This is a genomic window from Kordiimonas sp. SCSIO 12610 (genome assembly GCF_024398015.1).
Lineage (GTDB): Bacteria > Pseudomonadota > Alphaproteobacteria > Sphingomonadales > Kordiimonadaceae > CANLMI01.
Genome location: NZ_CP073747.1, coordinates 47,191 through 68,532 on the forward strand (window position 1 = coordinate 47,191; position 21,342 = coordinate 68,532).

Below are 21,342 nucleotides of genomic sequence, written 5' to 3' on the forward strand. Positions count from 1 at the left end.
TATGGCAAATGATCGCAGTATTTTTATGGGCCCCAGGATACGAAGGCTTCGCCGTGAACTTGGTTTGACCCAAGTTATCATGGCAGAAGATCTGGATGTGTCTCCGTCCTATATTGCCCTGATTGAGACCAATCAGCGCCCTGTCACTGCCTCAATGCTTTTGAAACTGGCTGACATATACCGTATTGATATCGGATCCCTCGCTCGCGGCGCCGGCGATGATTTTAATGCAAATGTTCGTGCTGCATTCAATGACCCCTTGCTTGCCGACCTTGAAGTTTCACCGATCGAAATTGACGATTTTGCCAGCACGTTCCCTGCAACAGCCGAAGCTGTCATTCGTCTTTACACAGCATATCAGGAAAACCAATTGGCGTTGGCTGATCAAGGTAATATGGACTCAAATGGCCCCGAACCCGTTGACGAAGCCCGCCGCTATCTGACAGCGAGAAAGAATTTTTTTGCTGAACTCGATAATCGTGCAGAAGAGTTACAGGCAGAGATTAAACGCGCTGGTGGCTTTGAGCCGTATTTTTCTTTTCAGCGTATACGAGTCCGTCATGTTCCACATGACATCATGACTGGTTACCTACGCCGGTTCGAGCCACACCGCAAAGAAATCCTCTTAGACGAAACACTTGATAATGCTGGTGCTAATTTTCAGTTGGCGCTTCAAGTGGTCTATATGGAAATGTCAAAACTGATTTCATCCACGTTAGCAGAGTCGTCATTTGAAACTGAAGACGGGGAGAAACTAACACGAAGCGCACTTGCAAACTATGCTGCAGGCGCAATCATTATGCCTTATAATGCTTTCGCCAGAGCTGCTGAAGAGCGGCAGTATGATGTAGAGGCGCTCGCCAGACAGTTCAATACCAGCTTTGAGCAAGTGGCCCATCGATTAACGACACTTCAGAAACCAAGCCAGGAAGGTGTTCCTTTTTTCTTTATTCGAATCGATGCGGCGGGCAATGTCTCCAAACGCCTTGATGGCGCAGGATTTCCCTTCGCCCGCCATGGTGGCTCGTGCCCATTATGGGTTCTACACAAAGCCTTTAGCAATCCACGAAAGCTTATGACACAGTGGGTCGAGTTACCAGACGGAGAACGCTTTTTCTCAGTCGTAAGAACTGTCACCTCTGGGGGAGGGAGTTTCGAGCAACCCAGTATCGAAAGAGCAATAGCACTCTGTTGCAGTTCAGAACATGCCCACAAGCTTGTTTATACCAAAGGCATAAATATCTCGAAAGTAGAGCCGACCCCGATTGGCATAACGTGCAGGTTATGTCATCGCTCCGACTGTGTTGCCAGAGCTGAACCCCCGATTGGGCGAGCATTGTTGGCAGAAGACTTTAGAAAACCAAGCACACCATTTGGCCTCACTGACAAACAATGACGAGGTCAGTGTAATTTCTTATTTCTACGAAAAGCGCCCGGCCCTTCGCCTGCTATTTTTTTGAAGGTTCGACTGAATGCAGCAACCGATTCGTAACCTACTTCATGAGCAATCCAATCAACAGACCCCTCGTTTTCAAGTAATAGCCGTTGTGCTTTTTGAATGCGCCATAAGGTTACATAGTTCATAGGCGTATACCCGGTAAGGCTGGCAAACTTCTCATTAAAAGAGGTTCTAGACATACCCGCTTCCTTAGCAAGGTCATCAACCGACCAATGTCTATTGGGTGAGGCATGAAATGAGGCAAGACACCTACTGATATAGGGGTTGTTTACAGCCGCAAGGAATGTTTGTGCATCAGGATTACTTTCATTCCACATACGAATTGTATGGATAAATAATATCTCTGACATCCGTTTCAGGACTTCGCTATGGCCGATCGAATTTTCTCCAGCCTCATGAGCCATTGTAGAGAGAATCTGTACAAACCACGGGTATTTCTCTGCTTCGGTTCGACCTATGTGAATGTATGAAGGTAACTGCTCCAGAAGGGGATGCCGAAATCCATCACTAAACTCAAAATGGCCACAAACTAATCGTGTGATTTGATTAGAGGCTTTATCACCTGCCAGGTAATTTCCTTCGCTGTCAAACCGCCCACTATCATCGGCCTGCAGGTCGTCAGCAGGGCTTTCAGGTGAATCTTTCAAATCGTGATTAACACCGTGTGGGATGATCAAAAAATCACCTTCTTCCAGATAAACATAGTTTTGATCCGAGTTAACCCGAACATAGCATGATCCTTGGGTGACAAGATGGAAGCGAGCTACGTTTTTATAACGTGGAACTTTGACACCCCACGGGCTACCAAAACTGGTTGTAAAATATAGAGAACTGCTAAATTTTAATACATCCAGAACGTCGCTTAGTACATCCATCTGCTACATCTTTCTATTCACTGATATTCTAAAACGTGTTTCGCAGGCTTGCTTCAGAATAAATTGCTAAGAATAAGTATGGCGCTTGCGGCTAATAAGAAAATAACTGTTGATACTATTTTCTGCGCGAACGCCATATGCTTAAATAATTGTTGCATCAACATGATGCGTCTTAACCCATAAAGCCGCCGGCCAGTGCCTCAAGCTTGTTTCCAAATGGATCACGAACATACGCCGCATAAACCTCTGCATGAGGATAAGGACGAGTGCCTGGTGCACCATCACAAACTCCACCATTTGCAAGGGTAGCAGCATGGAAGGCATCAACCTGTTCATTAGTACTGGCCGCAAAGGCAATGTGAACACCGTTGCCAGATGTACTAGCATTTCCATCAAACGGTAACATTGCTAAAAATTCAATCCGGTCGCGACCATATGCGACAAGGCCATCCATTTTTGCCATGCGCTCGCAACCAAGGGCACCAAGTACAGCATCATAGAACGCTGTCGCCTGATCAATATCGCTAACACCCACACTTAAATGATCAATCATCGTAAGTCTCCAATTCTTATAGGTCTCAATTTTGAACGAGGACAGCGAAGCGTTCGCTCACGGCCTTCGTTATCATTGTTGAGAATTTTGAATGATAGACGTGCCATTTTTCAAGGGCACGCCCTACCGCGCTTTCGATATAGTTTTAGAGGTCTTCAGCAGCTACATTGGCGATTGTTTTCCAATTTGCATCTGCCTTCTTGATGTTTCCAGAAATGTCTTTGTGCCAAACTTTAGAAACATCCGCATTTAGGTTAAGGTAAAGAGTACCATCAACGATTTTCCAAACTGTTGGATCACCGACGAATTTCTTCCCTACAGCCGCTCCGTACGCGCAGTATCCACCATACGCAGGTGCATATTTTGCTGGGTTTTTATTGAAGGCTTTTAAGTTATCTTCGCTCGCAAACAGGTATGTTGCCCCTTTGTAGCTCGCTGTATGATTGCCGGACCCACGAACCGGGCTACCTGAATGGTATGAAACAGCGTCATATCCACCAACAGCAACAGTATTTACATCTGCAGATGCCATCGAAGCAAAACCAAAAATCGTCGCTCCAAGAATAATAATTTTTTTGAGGAAGTTCATCCTATTCTCCATCATCTAATTTTCAAATCACAACTGCCATCAAGCTGCGGCCAATATGGCCCCTGTCATCCGAACTCTCAATGTCTGACAGGCCGAATAAAATGCTCAATCGACCAGATCATGAATTTCCGGCGATGTGAAACAGCCCATTAGCTTCCTCTGATTTTCGGTGCATCAAGCAGATAAACTGGCCGTTCAGTCATTGATAATTTTAAGGTGAAAACGCTACCTATTTCGCGAGCATGCACAACGATAAATGGGCAACTCGACTGCATGTTAATGAAATTTGATAGGCCAACATTAAGGAGAAAACTGATGAATACTATCTATATGTATCTAGGACTAAGTGGTGTTTTAACCCTATTACTTTGGACACCATATATTGTGGCACGCATGTTTGCCTGGGGTATACCAACCTTTCTTAATAATTACCCAGAAGGCTTCCCAGAGAAAGCACCGGCACAGCCTTTATGGGCCGCCAGAGCACAGAGAGCACATTTAAACATGGTTGAAACCATGCCGGCCTTTATTGCTGTTACACTTGCAGCAACAGGTCTTTTAGCTGGCAATGCAGAAGCAATCGCCACAGTCAGTAGCTTTGCACAACTCTTCTTCTTTGCACGCCTCGCGCATGCAGTTGTTTATATTCTCGGGATTCCATTCCTGCGCACCCCTGTTTACCTGGTTTCCTGGTTTGCGATCCTTGCGATTGCGGTTCAATTTATCTAACGGCTACAGCCTAAAGTAAGAACTTCATACAGGTTTCACTCAAAGAAAAACCTCCTGCGATCAACGATCGCAAGAGGTTTTATCATTTTAAGGTTTTAAGTGCCAAAAAGCTAACAGGCGCAGATTAATACTGTACTGCCTTTGGTTTACCAAGCGGTGGGGCAAATTTCGTCAGGTTAATGCCGTCAACAGCGGCCTTATACTCTTCGATATTTGGAGTACGACCAAGAATTGTTGAAAGAACAACAACTGGTGTTGAAGCCAGAAGCGATTCGCCTTTTTTCTCGTCCGAATCTTCCACGACACGGCCCTGGAACAGGCGTGTGGACGTCGCCATCACTGTGTCACCCTTGGCAGCTTTTTCCTGGTTACCCATACATAGATTACAGCCAGGACGTTCCAGATATAGAATATTTTCATATTCAGTCCGCGCATCATTTTTCGGCGCATCATCATCAAACTCAAAACCAGCATACTTCTGAAGAACAGCCCAGTCGCCTTCTTCCTTCAGCTCGTCAACGATATTGTATGTTGGTGGTGCAACAACAAGCGGCGCATTGAATTTAACTTCGCCCTGCGCTTCCAGGTTTTTTAGCATCTGCGCGATGATTTTCATATCGCCTTTGTGAACCATGCAAGACCCGACAAAGCCAAGATCAACTGTTTTATCGCCGCCGTAATAAGAAACCGGACGGATTGTATCGTGCGTATACCGCTTGGATACATCATCATTGTTTACATCCGGGTCTGCGATCATCGGCTCGATAATCTCGTCAAGGTCAACGACAAACTCTGCAAAGTATTTCGCATTGTCATCTGGTGTTAAGGCAGGACGCGAACCAGACTTGATCTCTTCAATACGGTTATCAGCGATATCGATAAGGCCTTGAAGCGTTTTCGCGGCGTTATCCATACCCTTATCAATCATGATCTGAATACGGCTTTTGGCGATTTCGAGCGATTCGATCAATGTTGCATCCTCAGAGATACAAATAGACGCTTTCGCTTTCATTTCTGCTGTCCAGTCAGTGAAGGTGAACGCCTGATCAGCAAGAAGGGTACCAATATGTACCTCAATCACACGGCCCTGGAACACGTTATCACCAAACTCCTTCAGCATCTGAGCCTGTGTTGCATGTACTACGTCTCGGAAATCCATATGATCTTTAAGTGAGCCTTTGAATGTTACCTTAACCGATTCAGGGATCGGCATGGTTGCTTCACCGGTTGCAAGCGCAAGCGCTACAGTCCCAGAGTCCGCACCAAAGGCAACGCCCTTTGACATACGGGTATGGCTATCACCGCCAATAATAACAGACCAGTCATCCACGGTAATGTCATTCAAGACCTTGTGGATCACATCAGTCATTGCGTGATATTCTCCCTTCGGGTCACGTGCCGTGATCAGGCCGAACTTGTTCATGAAGCTCATAAGTTTTGGGATATTGCGCTGTGCCTTTACATCCCAAACAGACGCAGTATGACAGCCAGACTGGTAAGCACCGTCCACTTTCGGTGAAATCACCGTTGCAGCCATCGCCTCGAGTTCCTGTGATGTCATCAAACCAGTTGTATCCTGTGATCCAACAATATTCACCTTCACACGAACGTCAGAGCCCGCATGCAAATCGGCGTCAGAATTTACACCTACAGCATTACGGTTAAAGATTTTCTCAACAGCGGTCAGGCCCTGCCCTTCATTTGAAATTTCCTTAGATGCTGCGAATACAGCAGGCATTTCAACACCTAGTGTTGTTGCGGCAAAACTTTGAAGTTTCTTACCGAATACGATCGCGTATGAACCGCCAGCCTTGATAAATTCAACCTTCTGCGGTGTCAGTGCTGATGAGATATCAACAAGTTCTTCACCTGTTGCACTGTATAACTTCCGGGTTTTTGTATTAATGGTTAGAACTGTACCGTTATCAATCGAGAACGTCTGCTCAAGAACAGCATCACCATTTTCGTCTGTTACTGTGTCGCCGTTAGCGTCAAGTTTTTTAACCCAGTTTTTAAGGTCGATACCAATACCGCCGGTTACACCAACCGTAGTCAGGAAGATCGGTGAAATACCGTTCGTACCACCCACGATCGGTGCAATATTAATGAATGGCACATAAGGGCTTGCTTTTTTACCCGTCCAAAGCGCCACATTGTTCACACCAGACATACGGGATGAACCAACCCCCATTGTGCCTTTTTCTGCCACAAGCATAACCCGTGCATCAGGATGTTGTTTCTGAAGTTCCTGAATTTCCACCTGTGCTTCCTCCGATATCATACATTTACCGTGTAATTCACGGTCGGAGCGAGAATGCGCTTGATTACCTGGCGACAAAAGGTCTGTTGATACATCACCTTCTGCGGCAATATAGGTAACAACTTTAATCTCTTCGTCGATATCCGGAAGTTTTGTGAAAAATTCTGCTTTGGCATAACTCTCCAAAATATCCTTGGCAACCGCATTACCCGCAGCATGTGCATCCGCAAGGCGGTCAGTATCGGCCTCGTATAAAAACACCTGCGTTTTCAGGACATCCGCAGCTTGTGAAGCAATGCCAGCGTCGCTGCCAAGCGCAAGATCAAGCAGAACCTCAACCGATGGGCCACCTTTCATGTGTGACAAAAGTTCAAACGCAAATGCGACAGAAATTTCTTCAACAGCAGTATTTCCAAGAATAATTTCTTTCAAGAAACCTGCTTTTACACCAGCAGCACTCGTTGTACCCGGAAGCGTATTATAAATGAAAAACTCTAAAGACGCTTTTCTGTGCTCGTTCGATGTATCTTTGATCTGAGCGATAATCTCTTCAACAAGCGCGCCGTCTTCAATCGGCTTCGGGTTCAACCCTTGTAGCTTGCGGGTTTCAATCTCATCTAAATATTCTGTATATAAACTCATGGCTATCCTGACGGGCAAGTGTTATCGGGGCTTGAAACTCTGGTCGCAGAGTGTTCTGGCGAACCAGGACAAGGCATAATTGGCGCCACAATATTTCAACAGTCACATGCTTGCAAGAGCGTTTCAATCAAGTTCTATGATTTTCTCGCGAGTTAAAATCTTATCGTGACAAAGATAGGACTCCATTGAAGTTTTCAAATTGAACATGCCCAGGTCTTTTAGTCAGCATTGGAAAATGCTAACCACGAAACAAATGGGGTTAGCATTTTCTGTTTCTGATCAATGTTACGGAAGTATACTGCCGCCGCTACCAAACTCTGGGTAAGCTTCCAATCCAAGTTCAGCCAGATCAGATCCCTTTCGTTCATCTTCTTCGCTCAGCCTGATACCAACTGTTACTTTCAACATTAACCACACTAGCGTGCTGGCAATCGTTACAAATCCGCCAATTGCTAATATACCAACAATTTGTACACCCAAGCTTGCGTCACCATTTGTAAGCGGAACCGCAAGGGTACCCCATATTCCCGCAACAAGATGAACCGAGATCGCACCAACAACATCATCAATTTTCAATCGATCCAGAAGCGGCACAGCGAGAACAGCAAGCGCAGCGCCAACCGCACCAATTCCAATTGCGGCCGCAATCGAGGGTGTATCCGGCCCCGCTGTTATAGAAACCAACCCTGCAAGGGCCCCGTTTAATGTCATGGTAAGGTCTACCTTACCAAAACGGAATTTAGTAACCATAGCCGCAGAAATAGCGCCTGCAGCAGCAGCCATATTCGTATTTACAAATACATTCGAAATCGCCACAGCGTCCGCCGCAGACCCCAGCGCCAACTGCGAAGCACCATTAAAGCCAAACCAACCAAACCAAAGAATAAAGGTACCAAGTGTCGCGAGAGGCAGGTTTGATCCAGGCATAAAACGAATAGCGCCATCAGCCGTATATCGACCGTATCGTGGACCCAGTATAATCGCGCCAGTTAATGCAGCCCAACCACCAACAGAATGCACGAGCGTTGACCCGGCAAAATCTGCGAAACCCATGGTATCCAACCAACCACTACCCCATTTCCAGCCACCCTGAATAGGGTAGATAAAACCTGACAAAACAACAGTGAATATTAGAAATGGAACAAGCTTTATTCGCTCGGCAACAGTACCAGAAACAATGGATGCCGTTGTCGCCACAAACACCATCTGGAAAAAGAAATCCGACGATGCCGCGTACCCGCCTTCGATCACAGCGCCTTCAGCTAATACGTTAATATCATCGGCTCCCCATATGGAAAACGAGCCAATAAAGCCTGCATCGACACCATCGTACATAAGATTGTAGCCAATCAAAAAATACATACAGCAAGCAACCGAATATAAGAGTATGTTTTTAAGGCAAATATCAGCAGCATTTTTAGTACGCACCAAGCCAACCTCTAGCATACAGAAGCCAGCGGCCATCCACATGACAAGAAAACCACCAATTAAAAACAGTAGGGAGTTAAAAATATAGGCACTTTCACCTGGAACCGACGCCCATAAGGGCGCAGAGCCAAAAAGAACCGGTGAAATAAACCAGCATGCATATCGAAGGAACTTGTTCAACATCACCTACTCCAGAACAAATAATATTCTATTTTGAAATGCAGACCTTGGATTGACAGCAACAGCGCACATGATTTCAAGGTCGAATAGGTGAATATTCATCATAAACAAGCAATTCTTGCAATTATATTTCATTATATGAGTAAAATATATGCATATATTTCATTTTTGATGAAACAAGAGGCATATTTAAGAGGAATTGCTTAAAAAACAGGCAAAACAAACAATGATAGCGAATCATGAAAGTTTGCAAATTAAGACACTAAGCCAACACTGAACAACAATCATCAGAGAAGGAAATTAGATAAGCTATAAAATTTTGGAAAGTGGCGCACCGGGGAGGATTCGAACCCCCGACCCCTAGATTCGTAGTCTAGTGCTCTATCCAGCTGAGCTACCGGTGCCTACCGTGTCGGACCTACGCCGTTTGGCGCGGTGGGCGGAACCTAATCAGATTAAATTCTATTTGCAAGCCCAATTTTACTTTTCACGTTGTTTTTTTGAAAAAACAATTTTTACAAAGAAAGCTGGTTCATATACGAACATGAGTATAAAGTTTAACTTTAATATGAACCATACTGAAAATCATTGCTTTCAATGCCCAATATAATTCGAAATCATTATTCCGTTAGTCTGCTTGCAATCATACTGTTATCGGCCTGTGCAGCACAAAACGATTGGCCTCAGTTAACGGACGCGGTACCAGACGCGACTGAACGTAACCGGGTGATCGAACGTGCAGAGCCTGCTCCTTATGAACAGGTTGAGACTATCAATAAATTCCAGACGATCGAAGAAGCACAAAATCTGCTTAAAGAGCTGGAGATTTTGATTCAGGAAGAAAAGCAAGCGTACGATTCTCTAAAGAATGTTTTTGTGCAAACATCTGACGAAACGAAAAACGATTTATGGTTTGAGCTTCAACTTGCGCTTACCCGCATAAGCCATACGAACAGTCGGCTCGATAATATTATTCAGCACAATGGTGATGATTTGTCATCACTGGCAGGAACGGCCAAGACTATCAAATCGACCACTGATAAATTTGTTATCAATGAACGGCAAACATTAGCAAAGCTGAGGCCAGAGTAGGCGCAAGTTTTTAAGTAGCGTTTGCCAAATGAATGGCTTTTTCAATAGCACGCACCACACAATCGGCGGCTAGCGTTCCAACATACGCGAGCGTTGCGGCCAATGGTTCATCAAGTGACTTTTCCCCTGTCGACATAGCAAACATGGTATCGCCGTCAAAAGGCGTGTGAATAGGGCGAATAGCGCGCGCAAACCCGTCCTGAGCCATCATAGCCAGTCGCTTGCAGCCTCCCTTATCCAAATCAAGGTTGGTGACAACGGCCCCGATGGTCGTGTTCGACCCAATTAATCCAAGTTTCGGCATATTAACTACGCCGTGTTGTACCTGCTCGCCGCCAACTTCATGCGTCACGGGCCCGAAGCTATTAACGGCAACAATTGCAGCAACCTTAATTCCTGACTCGGTAACCAAACTAGCGCTTCCAATACCGCCGTTTTGCGCACCCGCTGTGGCACCGAAACCGGCACCGGCTCGGCCCAGTTGCATAGTGTTTCGCGCGTTCTGGACGGCTTTGACACCAAGGTCAGCATATGGTGATACCTGCCCCCAGTTCTTATCGCCACCATTCCTCAGGTCAAATAAAATTGCAGACGGGACAACAGGAACCGTGCGCGGCCCAAGCGGTAAACCAATCCCTTGCTCGGATAAGTAACCGACGACACCATCGCTGGCCGCTAGCCCAAACACAGACCCACCAGACAATACGAGGCCATGGACTTTCTCAACCAAACAACTTGGGTCCAGCGCTTCGGTATCCCTGGTGCCGGGGCCACCACCGCGAACATCCACACCCATCGCCACCGGAGCATCAGGCAGAATTACCGTAACACCAGTGTTAATACGCTCATTGTCGGCCTGGCCAACTTTGATACCCTCAATGTCTGTAATTAAATCCTGCGCGCCGGGTTTGGCTTGAATACTCAGCATCTCAAAATCCTACTATTTTTGATGTCTATTATGCCCCAGGAAGGCAAATCATGAATGTGGAACCATCTGGGCCCGTGGATTCGAGGCCAATTTTACCACCATGTGCCAATACAATGTCTCTTGCTATGGCAAGCCCAAGCCCTGTCCCTCCAGACTTGGCAGATGAAAATGCTTTGAAGAGATTATCCTGAACATTTTGGGGAATACCAGGGCCCTGATCAGCGATCGTGATATGAACCAGCCCATGTTCTTCTTTCATAGCACCAATAGTAATACCACCAGAGGTGCCCTGCACTTCGCGCGCATTTCGGCAAAGATTAAGAATAACCCTGTGAATCTGCCCCGAGTCAGCCAAAATAGTAAGCTCATCATCGAAGTCTTTTGTAAACGTAAAGTCTTCATTGTCAGCAATATCCAGCGACACGGCGACTTCGTCAGCAAGTTCGGAAAGGCTGATCCATTCTTTCTCAGGCAATGGTTCATCTGCCTTCCCGTGGCGCATCGTACGCTCACAAAGGGTGACGGCGCGGCCTACTGCCGAGATTAATCGCTTTGAAATTTTCTGGACCCTCGGGTCCTCAACACGTTTCAACCCATCAGACGCCAACTGAGCTGTCGCTAAAATATTTCTGAGATCATGATTAATTTTTGCAACAGCTTCACCAAGTTCAGCCAATCGGGTTTTCTGATTTAGGTTCTGACGCAATTCTGATTGCATGCGTGATAATTCACGTTCAACAAGGCCAATTTCATCGGACCGTTTTGTTCCTGCTTTCAGAAACTTGTCTTCTGTTTCCGGGCTCCGACGAAAACCAACCACACTATCCTTAATCCGGCGCATTGGTCGTACCATCAACCAATGAAGGGCAACATAAACAAGTATACCTGTGACTACCGAAATAATGATCGCAAGCAACAGCACATTATTCGAATATGTTGTCATTGCCTGATACAAATCGGCTTCATCAATCGTCACTTCAAGTAGACGAGTGCCCGATAATCTGGAATTACCAACGACACGAATAACTCTATCACCATCGGCTTCCAAGGTATCAAGGGCATCAGCAATCAGCATACCGAGCATGGGATTACGCAAATCATAGGACGCATGTGCCACATGTGGCATTACATCCCCACCAAGCAGAATACTTTGCTCATTCCTGCGCATAACAACGGCAATAACACCAGCGGTATTCAGAAGTGACCCTTCAAGGTCCGGGGTTACAGCCTGATTCGGGTCTGCCGTCGCGGCCAGGGCCGCCACTTGTGCCGCAGCCAGCCGCTCTTCCAGGAAGTTTTGTCGAAATGTCGCGATCAAGGGAAGGTAAACGAACATGGAAACAACCATGACAAATATGATAGTCAAGAATAACAATCTTGACCGTAAGCTTGATGTCATTGGTCGGTATAATTCAGGCATTTAATACTTCAGACTCGATTAAAACGGACATTTCTTATCTTAACTCAAGACTATAGCTATTATTCTATGAACTCAAGATCAAGCGGAATAGATTATAGTTTCATTCAAAATTGACATTATTATGAACAATGAAATAAATTGTTTCATAGGTTGACTTAGTGGCTGCATACCGCTATACACCGCCATCGAATTTTGGCGAGCCGCTCATACCGAGAATGTTCGCATAAATCTGGAGTATGACAAGTGAAACGTACTTATCAACCAAGTGTGCTCGTACGCAAGCGTCGCCATGGTTTCCGTTCGCGGATGGCAACTGTTGGTGGTCGTCGTATCATTAATGCACGCCGCGCAAAAGGCCGTAAACGCCTTTCTGCATAAGGGGTTAAGCACTTAAATGTGCTGAAAACTCAGTAAGCTAGCGCTTAAAATGCCGACCAAGAGTTATCTGGTCGGCTTTTTTATTATTTTGACTGTTTTGAACCATAAGCCCGGAGCTACAGAGATGGATGTGATTGTTACGCGCTTAACAAACCGCATCGATTATCTGAGCGTTGCAGGGACTCGGCGAAAATGGATCACACCCAGCTTTATCATTCAGGCAAAACCTGATCACCTTACCAGCGATTCTATCGCTCTTGGCTTTACAGCATCAAAAAAGGTCGGAAACGCCGTTAAACGCAACAAAGCACGCAGACGATTGAAAGAAGCGGCACGAGCGGTTGTTGCTCAACATGGTAATGGCGGCTGGGCGTACGTAATAATCGCCCGAGAAAGTGCCATAAGCTATCCATTTGAAAAAATATTATCTGACATGAAATGGGCTCTTGTAAAATTAAACAAAGGTGCCGATTTAGAACCTAAGTCAAAAAGACGGTCAAAATAATACAGGAACGGATTGTTGTTTTTATGGGTAAACCCATGAAAAATATAGATAATACCAACACTTCTAGAAGCATACTCACTAGGGTATTGGTTGCTTTTGTAAGGTTCTATCAACTTTTCCTGTCTCCTTTATTAGGGTCAAACTGTCGTTATCAGCCAACCTGTAGTCACTATGCAATTGAAGCAATGCGTGTTCATGGTGGACTCAAGGGGGGTTGGCTCGCTATAAGGCGCATCATGCGATGTCACCCATGGGGTGGGTTTGGATATGACCCTGTTCCCGAGGCAACATCAAAACGCGATATTCAGAAACAGTATGCTGGTAAAGACCAGCAGGAAAAACAGGGTTAAGTATCCCATGGGTGAAAATAAAAATATTATTCTGGCACTTGTTCTGTCTGGCATTATTTTGTTTGGTTATCAGTATTTTATAGCTGGACCGCGCATCGAAGCACAGCGCCAGTATGAAGCACTACAAGCAGAGCAAGCTGCGATTGAAGGAACAGAAAATGCCGGCGTTATCGAGCAAGACGACGCACCCTCGTTGCCCCTTGCAGTTTCTGTTGACCCACAAACTGATCAAAGCTCATCCGGGAACTACACATACGCGGACGCCAAGACGATTGCTATTAACAATGCTGAACTGTCTGGCTCTATATCCTTGGGCGGCGCAAGGTTCGATAATCTGTTTCTCGCCAATCATAATGTAGAATTGAACGGCGAAGAGAAGGTTCAACTTCTTGTCCCTGCTAATGAAGATAACGGGTATTTTGTGCGTTTTGGGTGGACAGCTGTAGATGCCTCGATTTCAGCAGACGACCTGCCAAAAGCAACGACTATCTGGACAAGCTCAGACACAGAATTAACCCCCCAATCGCCTGTACTACTTCGCTGGACAAATGCAGCAGGTATCGAATTTCTCATCAAAATCGAACTCGATGAACAATTCATGTTTACTGTTACCCAGACCGTAAACAACACTTCGGGTAACCCTATCCAAGTGCGACCATACGGTTTTATTGATAGAAAACAGGAACCCGTTACCGACGGCTTATTTGTTTTACATGAAGGCCCTATCGGTGTTTTTGACGATAATCTGGAAGAGCAAACATACGAAGACCTTCGGGATGCCGATGGTGGTAAATTTGAAAGTACCACATCTGTTGGTGGCTGGATGGGTATTACAGACAAATATTGGATGACCGTTTTAATCCCTGACCAAGCCAAACAATTAGCTGTATCAAACCTATCTTACAAAGCATCAGGGGGTTACCGAGCCTCGTATCTTGAAAAAGCAGCGAGCGTACCTGCTGGCGGAAGTTTCGAGACACAGACACAGCTATATGCTGGTGCGAAAATTGTTGAAACGATCGATAATTACCAAGATGAATTTGGTATCAAGCTATTCGATCGTTCCATCGATTGGGGCTGGTTATATTTCCTGACAAAACCATTTTTCGCAGGCATTCATTTCTTATTTGGTTTAACCGGTAATTTCGGTGTTGCCATTCTATTGTTCACTGTGGTTGTCAAACTGGTTTTATTCCCGCTTGCTAACAAGTCTTATGTGTCCATGAGCCACATGAAAGACGCACAGCCAAAAATGAAGGCTTTGCAAGAACGCTATAAGGATGACCGTCAGAAACTTCAGCAAGAGATGATGGCTTTCTATAAGAAGGAAAAAATCAACCCGCTTGCCGGTTGTTTGCCGATCCTGATTCAAATGCCAATTTTCTTTGCGCTTTATAAAGTGCTCTATGTGACGATTGAAATGCGCCATCAGCCATTTTTTGGCTGGATTCAAGACTTGTCAGTGGCAGACCCGGTGACACCGCTGAACTTGTTTGGCCTTATACCGTTTGACCCACCTGCGGTGATCGCGATTGGTATCTGGCCTATCCTGATGGGTGTAACAATGTGGTTGCAACAAAAACTGAACCCACAAACTAATATGGATCCAACCCAACAGAAAATCATGGCCTTCCTGCCAATTATTTTCACATTTATCATGGCGCGCTTTAGTGCGGGTCTTGTGATCTACTGGACATGGAACAACCTTCTGTCTATTACGCAGCAATGGTACATTATGCGCAAGGAATCAGCGCGCCGCGCTGCTAAAGCGGCCAACAAGGCCTGATCCATGTCAGAAGAAGAACGCTTCACACATGATGAAATTAATCGGGGCCGCCTATTGTTTGCAGGCCCCGTTGACTTCGTTAAGGGTGCCGTATCCCTTGAGACACTTCCACCACCCGACAGGGTTGAAGTTGCCTTTGCCGGGCGTTCAAATGTGGGGAAATCAAGCTTAATTAACGCGCTTACTGGGCGGAAGTCCCTTGCCAGAACGTCAAATACACCCGGGCGGACCCAAGAGCTTAATTATTTTGAAATGGGGCACGGCATGAACATGCCACTGTATCTGGTTGACTTACCCGGATATGGCTATGCAAAAATTGAACGAAAGAAAGTTGAACGCTGGACGCGGCTCGTCAAGACATACCTGCGGGGCCGGGCAAGCCTGCGCCGGATTATGTTATTGATCGATAGTCGCCATGGGCTAAAAGAAAATGACCGCGAGATTATGAAAATGCTCGATGAAGCAGCGGTTAATTACCAGATTGTTCTAACGAAACTCGATAAGCTGAAAGTTGCCGACCGCGAAAAAATTATCGAAAAAACATCCAAGGACGCAAAGACCTTCATTGCTTGCCACCCAGAAATATTAGCAACAAGCAGCGAAAAAGGCTGGGGCCTGGAATTGGTGAAAGCCGAAGTGGCATCCCTTATTCTTTAGGGATTAACTTAATTTCATAATTATTCTAAGCGATCATTTTTTCAAAATGATCCAATGTATTTTTTGCCTGCATATTGAAATTTTTGATCAAGCTATGAATATGGGGTTGAGGTTGGTTTTCTTTGATAGCGAATTCAATTTCACGGCATCTTTGGCTAAGATTTTCTGCACCAAAAGATAGGGTTGCACTTTTTAGTGCATGCGATTCTATCTCTAACATTTGCCAATTTTGAGTTTCAAAATACTTGTCAAAGTTCGTAAGACTGGCGCTGATTTCATCACATAAAGACGAAACCAGTATCGGCAATACATCCCTGCCGACTTCGTTTTCCAGCGTTTGCAGCACTTTCATGTTACAGAGTGATAAATCTTCCATGCCCAGCCTGTACCGGTATGTCAGCAAGCTACCTTATTCTGGCTTTGCTAAACGATAGACCCCCTTTAGGCCTTTTGATGCTATCGGTTTCCCTTTACGAAGGAAAGTCAAAAGATTTTCACTTTCCAGATCAATCGCAACCTTTTTCACCTTTGGCAGTAATTTTCTCCAATCCTCACCTTCCTGTGCACTGGCTTCTGCGATTTCCCTCGGAGCGATTGACTTGGAATTATTTATTTTTTCCAAAATCATTTCTCTAAGCTTTTCTGATTTTTCTAAGCTTTCTGACATTATTGCGATTTTTCCTCGATTTTGCTTTCCCGTTGCTACGCATGACGCTAGTGTCTGGCGCAAACGCAGGATGGAGTCCCAACATGTATAGCGTGAAAAAAACCCGCCACATGCTGCTGATGTCAGCGCTTGGCTTATCTCTTGTCGCCTGTGGTGACAACAAGAAAGAAGAAGAAACTGCACAGCAGGACGCTTCGATTGAACAAACAACCATTGAGGAAGGCAACGATACTGTGTCAGACGCCCCGTCAGAGAATGAAACATACAAGGCTGAAAACATTGCCTTTTTGGAAACCAACAAATCAAAAGAAGGCATTCAGGTAACCGAAAGCGGTCTTCAATATCGCATGCTAGAAGCTGGTGACGGTACTGGCAAACGCCCGACAGCCGAAGATTTCGTGACAGTTAATTACGCTGGTCGCCTGATCGATGGTACGGAATTTGACAGCAGCTACAAACGCGGTGAACCAATTACTTTCCCACTGAACAGAGTGATCCCGGGGTGGACTGAAGGACTTCAGTTGATGCAGGTTGGCGACAAGATGGAACTCACTATTCCAGCCGAACTCGCATACGGCGATGATCAACGCCCGGGCAGCCCAATTCCTGGTGGCTCAACACTTATTTTTGACGTTGAATTGTTGGATGTAAAAACCGCTGATGAGGTTCGTGCAGAACAAGAGGCAGCACTAGCGGAACTTAAAAAACCGCAAGTTGCTTACCTTGAGGAAAATGCCAAAAAAGAAGGTGTTAACGTTACCGAATCAGGCCTTCAATACCGTGTAATTTCTGAAGGCAGTGGTGCAATGCCTAGTGATACATCGACAGTTACAGTACACTATAAAGGCAGCTTAATTGATGGTACCGAGTTCGACAGCAGCTACGCCCGCGGAGAACCTGCACAGTTCCCGGTAAACGGCGTGATCCCTGGATGGACCGAAGCATTACAACTGATGAAAGTTGGTTCCAAATGGGAGCTTACAATACCATCTGATATTGCTTACGGCCCACGCGGTGCTGGCCAAGCTATTCCCCCCCATGCAACTTTGGTTTTTGAAGTTGAGCTACTCGACAGTAAAACCCCCGAAGAAATTCAGGCCGAGATCGAGGCCCAATCCGCTTCACAAAAAGCATACCTGGAAGAAAACGCCAAAAAAGAAGGTGTAAAAGTTACCGAATCAGGTCTTCAATACCGAGTGATAGAAGAAGGTAAAGGCGTACAACCATCGAGAACATCAAATGTAACAGTACACTATCGTGGGCGCCTGATTGATGGACTTGAGTTTGATAGCAGTTACGCTCGCGGCGAGCCGGCAACGTTCCCGGTTAACGGCGTAATTGCGGGCTGGACTGAAGCCCTTCAATTGATGCAGGAAGGTGCCAAATGGGAGCTAACAATTCCTGCAGAGCTTGGTTACGGAACGCGCGGTGCCGGACGCGACATCCCACCAAATGCGACACTTGTTTTTGACGTTGAACTGATTTCAGTTGAAAACTAAGTAAAGAGATAAAGATTGTGCTTGTTTGATATTATTCGAACAAGCACATGACGCCGTAACAGGCACCCCAAACTTCCCTGAACAACGTATAAAAAATAATATCAAGCGCAAGCATCGCCAATAGAAACGGCAGCGCAAGATACATTAACCCATATAAATAAGCCCATATAGTCAATCTGGGTGGCGCAATCTTCCACCCCATTACGGCTTCTAATTTTTGGCGTTTCTTTAACATATAAGCATGCTATCAAGTTATTCTTAAGGGCGAAAGAGCTATATGGAACCGTAATGCCGCATATTAAATTTTCCATCCTAAACCCCGCTATGTGGCGTGATATAAGCAGCGATACCCCGATCCCTCTTCAGCAATATTGGGCTTACGGCAAAGCCTTAGAGGCATTTGGCAGCCATAGTTTTCAAATTGAAATATATAACGAGAATAATCAAAAAATTGCCCTGGCACTTGCTCTGCAAAGGCGCTTTCTAGGCCTATTATCCCTTACAACAATTTTTCGTGGGCCCGTTTGGTTATCTGATGTCGACTCAGAAGAGAAAATGCAGGCACTAAAAGCACTTAGGAAAAAATTCCCAAAAATAAAATGGAATTTTCTAGCGCTACTTCCAGAAATAGATATTACAAACCCTGATGTATCGAGCCTGAACGCCGCCGGCTATAAAAAGGTTATGACAGGTTTTTCAACAGCATGGGTTGACCTCAGACCTGACGAGAAGACAATCCGCATGTCGCTTAAGGGGAAGTGGCGTAATCAACTTAAAAAAGCAGAAAATTCTGATATTCAGATTGCCGTTGGTGGCCGCAAACCCCATCAATATAGCTGGCTGCTGGAGCAAGAGAGCGAGCAAAGAAGTTCCCGCGGTTATCAGGCAACTCCGCTGGGTTTAGTTCCTGCTTATGTTGATACAGTGAAGAACTCAGCGGACGCCGTCGTCAGTGTAATTGCCTCCTCTAAAAAAACCAAGATAGCGGGTGCATTGTTTCTTCTTCACGGTAATTCTGCCACCTATCATATTGGCTGGGCCGGCAATGATGCACGTGATTTGAATGCACAAAATCTGGTGCTATGGCACGGAATTCTGACATTGCGGGAACGCGGTATCAGATTTTTGGACCTGGGCGGGCTAAATACAGCAGACTTAGCGGGCATTGCGCGGTTTAAATTGGGAACCGGAGCAAGCCCTGTAACGCTTGCGGGCGCATATATATGAAACTGTTTAGATAGTATTTTACCAACAGCTCGCATCAAATTTTCTGTATGCGGGGATATAGACGATTGAAATACTCGAAATATATCCAATATTGTGATATTATAACTGTACATTATTTGTCGAGACAGGTATCACCATCCTTATGGATATAACACTGATATTATCACTTCTTATTCTACTCGTGGCGCCCTTGTTGGCGCGGCTCGCATCCCGTGCGCCCAGACTAAAAGTAGGGTTTGATGGCTTTGTTATGATCATAGTGCTTGGTTTGATTACACTTACGCTCCTGCCTGAAGCGCTGGCACACGGTGGTCTATTAGCGCTCTTTATCGCCGTATCCGGCTTTATTATGCCATGGATCGCAGAAAAGCTGTTCCACAAAACAGAGGAAATGACCCATAGAATTTTATTAGTCATTGCTTCCTTTGCGTTGGTTATTCATGCAGCGAGCGACGGGGCTATACTGGCATTTGCAAGCGACGATCTGAATGGATACTTTCTTGCCGCTGGTATTTTGTTGCACCGGTTCGGCGTAGCGATATCCGTCTGGTGGTTACTGAGGCCCGTTCTCAGCTCGGCAGGTGGATATGTTGTCCTTATCAGTCTTGGGGTCATGACTTTAATCGGGTATTTTCTGGCTGCCTTTGCTGGTGATTGGTACAACATTCCTTTGGCAGGGTACTGGCAAGCCTTTGCTGCAGGGTCACTGCTTCATGTGGTTATGCACCCGATTGGTGAGGACCAACATACAAAAGATGTAACAACCGAAACCCAAACCAACCTGCCACAGCAATTAGGGACTGCTATCGGTGTTTTATTCATCATCGCATTAATCATTGCACACTATTTACACCATACGCCGGTCACGGCACCACAAGGACATGATCATACGTCAGGCAGACATGCGATTGATATGATGATGGCCAGCGGTCTGTTGATTGGCCCAATCCTAATTCTTATGCTTTTAACATCTGCTGCTATTGCTCGCAGCAAAGGTACGTCATGGCGTAACGCTATCGAGGGCGCTGAGCGCGCAGCACCTTGGTCGTTACTGAGTTGGCTGATTGTATCATGCTTCACAGCAATATGGCCTGACATCCTGCCGATGACAGAAAAGGGACATGTCATTTTCTTCTCTTGGCTGGCTATTGTGACGTTGATTACAATCAATATGGGTGCGCGTGCCTTCTTTAGGCCTTTGCTACCTAAATGGCTTGTTCATCAGCACAGTCATTCCCATTAATTAATACCTAAACGCTTGCATAAAAGCTGCCAAACCTATAGGGCTTGCTGCCTTGATAAAGGAAACAAAGCCATGCGTTTCAAAAACAAATCCATTCTGATAACAGGCGGTACTTCTGGCCTCGGAGCAGCAGCAGCATATGCGTTTGCTAGCGAAGGGGCCCATATCAGCTTTTGTGGATTGGATGATAAAGCAGGCCAAGATGTTGAAGCAAATATTCGCCAGCAAGGCGGCATATCATACTATTTTCCCTGTGACGTAAGAAACGAAGATGACATTGCACTTTTTGTAGCTAAAACCATCGAACAAACAGGCAAGATTGATATTGCCTTCAACAACGCTGGCATAAGCCACAGCGCAGCACGTTTCGCAGATCAGGATACGGATGTTGTCGAAGATGTATGGCGCACCAATGTCATGGGTGTTTGGTATTCCATGCGTCATCAAATTAAACATATGTTGGAAAATGGCGGCGGTGCTATCATTAATACAGCATCAATTCTGTCCAAGTCTGGCGCTGAATGGATGGCCGCTTATGGGATGACAAAACACGCAATTATTGGCCTGACTAAAAGTGCTGCCCTTGATTATGCAGATAAAAATATCCGTATCAATGCAGTATCACCCGGCCCAATGTTAACACCCATGTTTAAAAGAGCGCTTGATGATATTGGTGGCGATATGGATAAATTTGCAGGTGGTTTTCCAAAAAATGGGCCGGCAGACCCTGCCGAAGTTGCAAAAACAATTTTATATCTCGCAAGCGAAGAAGCATCCTATACAAACGGGGCAAATATAATCGTTGATGGCGGCGCTAGCACAGGTTAAAGCGCAGAAAAGCATTAAGCCTTGAAAATAGCACATTCAGATATCAG

At 45.6% G+C, this 21,342-nt stretch carries 21 protein-coding genes, 1 tRNA gene and 2 pseudogenes; 13 read left to right on the top strand and 11 right to left on the bottom strand.

Going from position 1 to position 21,342, the window contains the following annotated elements; genetic code table 11:
- Window position 1: 1 nt before the first annotated feature.
- Window positions 2-1,396, top strand: a complete 1,395-nt coding sequence (locus KFF44_RS00230; RefSeq protein WP_255936131.1) for a short-chain fatty acyl-CoA regulator family protein — start codon at window positions 2-4, stop codon at window positions 1,394-1,396.
- 5 nt (window positions 1,397-1,401) lie between these two features.
- Here KFF44_RS00230 and KFF44_RS00235 read toward each other — a convergent pair whose 3' ends face one another.
- The 3 genes from KFF44_RS00235 to KFF44_RS00245 form a co-directional block, all read right to left on the bottom strand.
- On the bottom strand, window positions 1,402-2,334 hold the full coding sequence (locus tag KFF44_RS00235) for an AraC family transcriptional regulator (protein ID WP_255936132.1): 933 nt from the start codon (window positions 2,332-2,334) through the stop codon (window positions 1,402-1,404).
- 172 nt (window positions 2,335-2,506) lie between these two features.
- Window positions 2,507-2,887 (bottom strand): VOC family protein, encoded by a 381-nt coding sequence (locus KFF44_RS00240; RefSeq protein ID WP_255936133.1) that lies wholly within the window; start codon window positions 2,885-2,887, stop codon window positions 2,507-2,509.
- A gap of 145 nt (window positions 2,888-3,032) precedes the next feature.
- Window positions 3,033-3,476: a YHS domain-containing (seleno)protein gene (locus KFF44_RS00245; RefSeq protein ID WP_255936134.1), complete on the bottom strand. Its 444-nt coding sequence runs from the start codon at window positions 3,474-3,476 to the stop codon at window positions 3,033-3,035.
- Window positions 3,477-3,791: 315 nt separating this feature from the next.
- Here KFF44_RS00245 and KFF44_RS00250 point away from each other — a divergent pair, with 315 nt between their 5' ends.
- The gene (locus KFF44_RS00250; RefSeq protein ID WP_255936135.1) at window positions 3,792-4,205 is read left to right on the top strand and encodes an MAPEG family protein; all 414 of its coding nucleotides are present in this window, start codon (window positions 3,792-3,794) and stop codon (window positions 4,203-4,205) included.
- Window positions 4,206-4,329: 124 nt separating this feature from the next.
- Here the strand turns inward: KFF44_RS00250 and KFF44_RS00255 are convergent, their stop codons facing one another.
- The 3 genes from KFF44_RS00255 to KFF44_RS00265 form a co-directional block, all read right to left on the bottom strand.
- Window positions 4,330-7,107 carry a bifunctional aconitate hydratase 2/2-methylisocitrate dehydratase gene (locus tag KFF44_RS00255; RefSeq protein WP_255936136.1) on the bottom strand — a complete coding sequence of 926 codons (2,778 nt, stop codon included), beginning with the start codon at window positions 7,105-7,107 and terminating at the stop codon, window positions 4,330-4,332.
- A gap of 285 nt (window positions 7,108-7,392) precedes the next feature.
- Window positions 7,393-8,718, bottom strand: coding sequence for an ammonium transporter (locus tag KFF44_RS00260; protein WP_255936137.1), 1,326 nt, complete (start codon window positions 8,716-8,718; stop codon window positions 7,393-7,395).
- Window positions 8,719-9,042: 324 nt separating this feature from the next.
- Window positions 9,043-9,119, bottom strand: a tRNA-Arg gene (locus tag KFF44_RS00265).
- Window positions 9,120-9,312: 193 nt separating this feature from the next.
- Between KFF44_RS00265 and KFF44_RS00270 the strand changes: the two genes are divergently transcribed.
- Window positions 9,313-9,807: a hypothetical protein gene (locus KFF44_RS00270; protein WP_255936138.1), complete on the top strand. Its 495-nt coding sequence runs from the start codon at window positions 9,313-9,315 to the stop codon at window positions 9,805-9,807.
- A 10-nt stretch (window positions 9,808-9,817) separates the two neighbouring features.
- Here the strand turns inward: KFF44_RS00270 and KFF44_RS00275 are convergent, their stop codons facing one another.
- Window positions 9,818-10,735 carry a P1 family peptidase gene (locus KFF44_RS00275; protein ID WP_255936139.1) on the bottom strand — a complete coding sequence of 306 codons (918 nt, stop codon included), beginning with the start codon at window positions 10,733-10,735 and terminating at the stop codon, window positions 9,818-9,820.
- A 28-nt stretch (window positions 10,736-10,763) separates the two neighbouring features.
- Complete coding sequence (locus KFF44_RS00280) at window positions 10,764-12,101, bottom strand: sensor histidine kinase (protein WP_255936140.1); 1,338 nt, start codon at window positions 12,099-12,101, stop codon at window positions 10,764-10,766.
- Window positions 12,102-12,398: 297 nt separating this feature from the next.
- Here KFF44_RS00280 and rpmH point away from each other — a divergent pair, with 297 nt between their 5' ends.
- The 5 genes from rpmH to yihA are packed head-to-tail and all read left to right on the top strand — an operon-like array spanning window position 12,399 to window position 15,831.
- A complete protein-coding gene (gene rpmH, locus KFF44_RS00285; RefSeq protein WP_255936141.1) occupies window positions 12,399-12,533 on the top strand; it encodes a 50S ribosomal protein L34 in 135 nt (44 codons plus the stop codon).
- Between the two features lie 49 nt (window positions 12,534-12,582).
- Window positions 12,583-13,038, top strand: coding sequence for a ribonuclease P protein component (gene rnpA / locus KFF44_RS00290; RefSeq protein ID WP_255936142.1), 456 nt, complete (start codon window positions 12,583-12,585; stop codon window positions 13,036-13,038).
- Window positions 13,039-13,073: 35 nt separating this feature from the next.
- Entirely contained in the window at window positions 13,074-13,388 is a 315-nt protein-coding gene (yidD, locus tag KFF44_RS00295) for a membrane protein insertion efficiency factor YidD (RefSeq protein ID WP_255936143.1), read from the top strand.
- A gap of 7 nt (window positions 13,389-13,395) precedes the next feature.
- The gene (gene yidC, locus KFF44_RS00300; RefSeq protein ID WP_255936144.1) at window positions 13,396-15,174 is read left to right on the top strand and encodes a membrane protein insertase YidC; all 1,779 of its coding nucleotides are present in this window, start codon (window positions 13,396-13,398) and stop codon (window positions 15,172-15,174) included.
- Window positions 15,175-15,177: 3 nt separating this feature from the next.
- Entirely contained in the window at window positions 15,178-15,831 is a 654-nt protein-coding gene (gene yihA / locus KFF44_RS00305) for a ribosome biogenesis GTP-binding protein YihA/YsxC (protein WP_255936145.1), read from the top strand.
- A gap of 25 nt (window positions 15,832-15,856) precedes the next feature.
- On the opposite strand, the gene KFF44_RS00310 is transcribed toward yihA, so the two are convergent.
- Window positions 15,857-16,207, bottom strand: coding sequence for an Hpt domain-containing protein (locus KFF44_RS00310; protein ID WP_255936146.1), 351 nt, complete (start codon window positions 16,205-16,207; stop codon window positions 15,857-15,859).
- A gap of 33 nt (window positions 16,208-16,240) precedes the next feature.
- On the bottom strand, window positions 16,241-16,498 hold the full coding sequence (locus KFF44_RS00315) for a DUF3253 domain-containing protein (RefSeq protein ID WP_255936147.1): 258 nt from the start codon (window positions 16,496-16,498) through the stop codon (window positions 16,241-16,243).
- Between the two features lie 119 nt (window positions 16,499-16,617).
- Between KFF44_RS00315 and KFF44_RS16210 the strand changes: the two are divergent.
- Together KFF44_RS16210 and KFF44_RS16215 are read left to right on the top strand one after the other, a co-directional pair.
- Window positions 16,618-17,685: pseudogene (locus tag KFF44_RS16210) on the top strand (FKBP-type peptidyl-prolyl cis-trans isomerase); the annotation flags it as partial.
- Between the two features lie 45 nt (window positions 17,686-17,730).
- A pseudogene (locus KFF44_RS16215) lies at window positions 17,731-17,997 on the top strand (FKBP-type peptidyl-prolyl cis-trans isomerase); the annotation flags it as partial.
- A 31-nt stretch (window positions 17,998-18,028) separates the two neighbouring features.
- On the opposite strand, the gene KFF44_RS00335 reads toward KFF44_RS16215, so the two are convergent.
- Window positions 18,029-18,232 carry a hypothetical protein gene (locus KFF44_RS00335; protein WP_255936148.1) on the bottom strand — a complete coding sequence of 68 codons (204 nt, stop codon included), beginning with the start codon at window positions 18,230-18,232 and terminating at the stop codon, window positions 18,029-18,031.
- Window positions 18,233-18,285: 53 nt separating this feature from the next.
- Here KFF44_RS00335 and KFF44_RS00340 point away from each other — a divergent pair, with 53 nt between their 5' ends.
- From KFF44_RS00340 to KFF44_RS00350, 3 genes are all read left to right on the top strand, one after another.
- Entirely contained in the window at window positions 18,286-19,224 is a 939-nt protein-coding gene (locus tag KFF44_RS00340) for a peptidoglycan bridge formation glycyltransferase FemA/FemB family protein (protein WP_255936149.1), read from the top strand.
- A gap of 142 nt (window positions 19,225-19,366) precedes the next feature.
- A complete protein-coding gene (locus KFF44_RS00345; protein WP_255936150.1) occupies window positions 19,367-20,467 on the top strand; it encodes a hypothetical protein in 1,101 nt (366 codons plus the stop codon).
- A gap of 72 nt (window positions 20,468-20,539) precedes the next feature.
- Window positions 20,540-21,295: an SDR family NAD(P)-dependent oxidoreductase gene (locus KFF44_RS00350; protein ID WP_255936151.1), complete on the top strand. Its 756-nt coding sequence runs from the start codon at window positions 20,540-20,542 to the stop codon at window positions 21,293-21,295.
- Window positions 21,296-21,342: the final 47 nt, after the last annotated feature.

What these genes read in the sequence shown, in the direction of transcription:
- KFF44_RS00270 (WP_255936138.1), top strand. Translation starts at nt 9,313, where the DNA reads ATGCCCAATATAATTCGAAATCATTATTCCGTTAGTCTGCTTGCAATC.
- KFF44_RS00350 (WP_255936151.1), top strand. Translation starts at nt 20,540, where the DNA reads ATGCGTTTCAAAAACAAATCCATTCTGATAACAGGCGGTACTTCTGGC.
- KFF44_RS00275 (WP_255936139.1), bottom strand. Translation starts at nt 10,735, where the DNA reads ATGCTGAGTATTCAAGCCAAACCCGGCGCGCAGGATTTAATTACAGAC.
- KFF44_RS00235 (WP_255936132.1), bottom strand. Translation starts at nt 2,334, where the DNA reads ATGGATGTACTAAGCGACGTTCTGGATGTATTAAAATTTAGCAGTTCT.
- KFF44_RS00250 (WP_255936135.1), top strand. Translation starts at nt 3,792, where the DNA reads ATGAATACTATCTATATGTATCTAGGACTAAGTGGTGTTTTAACCCTA.
- KFF44_RS00245 (WP_255936134.1), bottom strand. Translation starts at nt 3,476, where the DNA reads ATGAACTTCCTCAAAAAAATTATTATTCTTGGAGCGACGATTTTTGGT.
- KFF44_RS00255 (WP_255936136.1), bottom strand. Translation starts at nt 7,107, where the DNA reads ATGAGTTTATATACAGAATATTTAGATGAGATTGAAACCCGCAAGCTA.
- KFF44_RS00315 (WP_255936147.1), bottom strand. Translation starts at nt 16,498, where the DNA reads ATGTCAGAAAGCTTAGAAAAATCAGAAAAGCTTAGAGAAATGATTTTG.
- rnpA (WP_255936142.1), top strand. Translation starts at nt 12,583, where the DNA reads ATGCCGACCAAGAGTTATCTGGTCGGCTTTTTTATTATTTTGACTGTT.
- KFF44_RS00230 (WP_255936131.1), top strand. Translation starts at nt 2, where the DNA reads ATGGCAAATGATCGCAGTATTTTTATGGGCCCCAGGATACGAAGGCTT.
- KFF44_RS00335 (WP_255936148.1), bottom strand. Translation starts at nt 18,232, where the DNA reads ATGTTAAAGAAACGCCAAAAATTAGAAGCCGTAATGGGGTGGAAGATT.
- KFF44_RS00310 (WP_255936146.1), bottom strand. Translation starts at nt 16,207, where the DNA reads ATGGAAGATTTATCACTCTGTAACATGAAAGTGCTGCAAACGCTGGAA.
- yidC (WP_255936144.1), top strand. Translation starts at nt 13,396, where the DNA reads ATGGGTGAAAATAAAAATATTATTCTGGCACTTGTTCTGTCTGGCATT.
- KFF44_RS00345 (WP_255936150.1), top strand. Translation starts at nt 19,367, where the DNA reads ATGGATATAACACTGATATTATCACTTCTTATTCTACTCGTGGCGCCC.
- KFF44_RS00260 (WP_255936137.1), bottom strand. Translation starts at nt 8,718, where the DNA reads ATGTTGAACAAGTTCCTTCGATATGCATGCTGGTTTATTTCACCGGTT.
- KFF44_RS00340 (WP_255936149.1), top strand. Translation starts at nt 18,286, where the DNA reads ATGCCGCATATTAAATTTTCCATCCTAAACCCCGCTATGTGGCGTGAT.
- yihA (WP_255936145.1), top strand. Translation starts at nt 15,178, where the DNA reads ATGTCAGAAGAAGAACGCTTCACACATGATGAAATTAATCGGGGCCGC.
- yidD (WP_255936143.1), top strand. Translation starts at nt 13,074, where the DNA reads ATGAAAAATATAGATAATACCAACACTTCTAGAAGCATACTCACTAGG.
- KFF44_RS00240 (WP_255936133.1), bottom strand. Translation starts at nt 2,887, where the DNA reads ATGATTGATCATTTAAGTGTGGGTGTTAGCGATATTGATCAGGCGACA.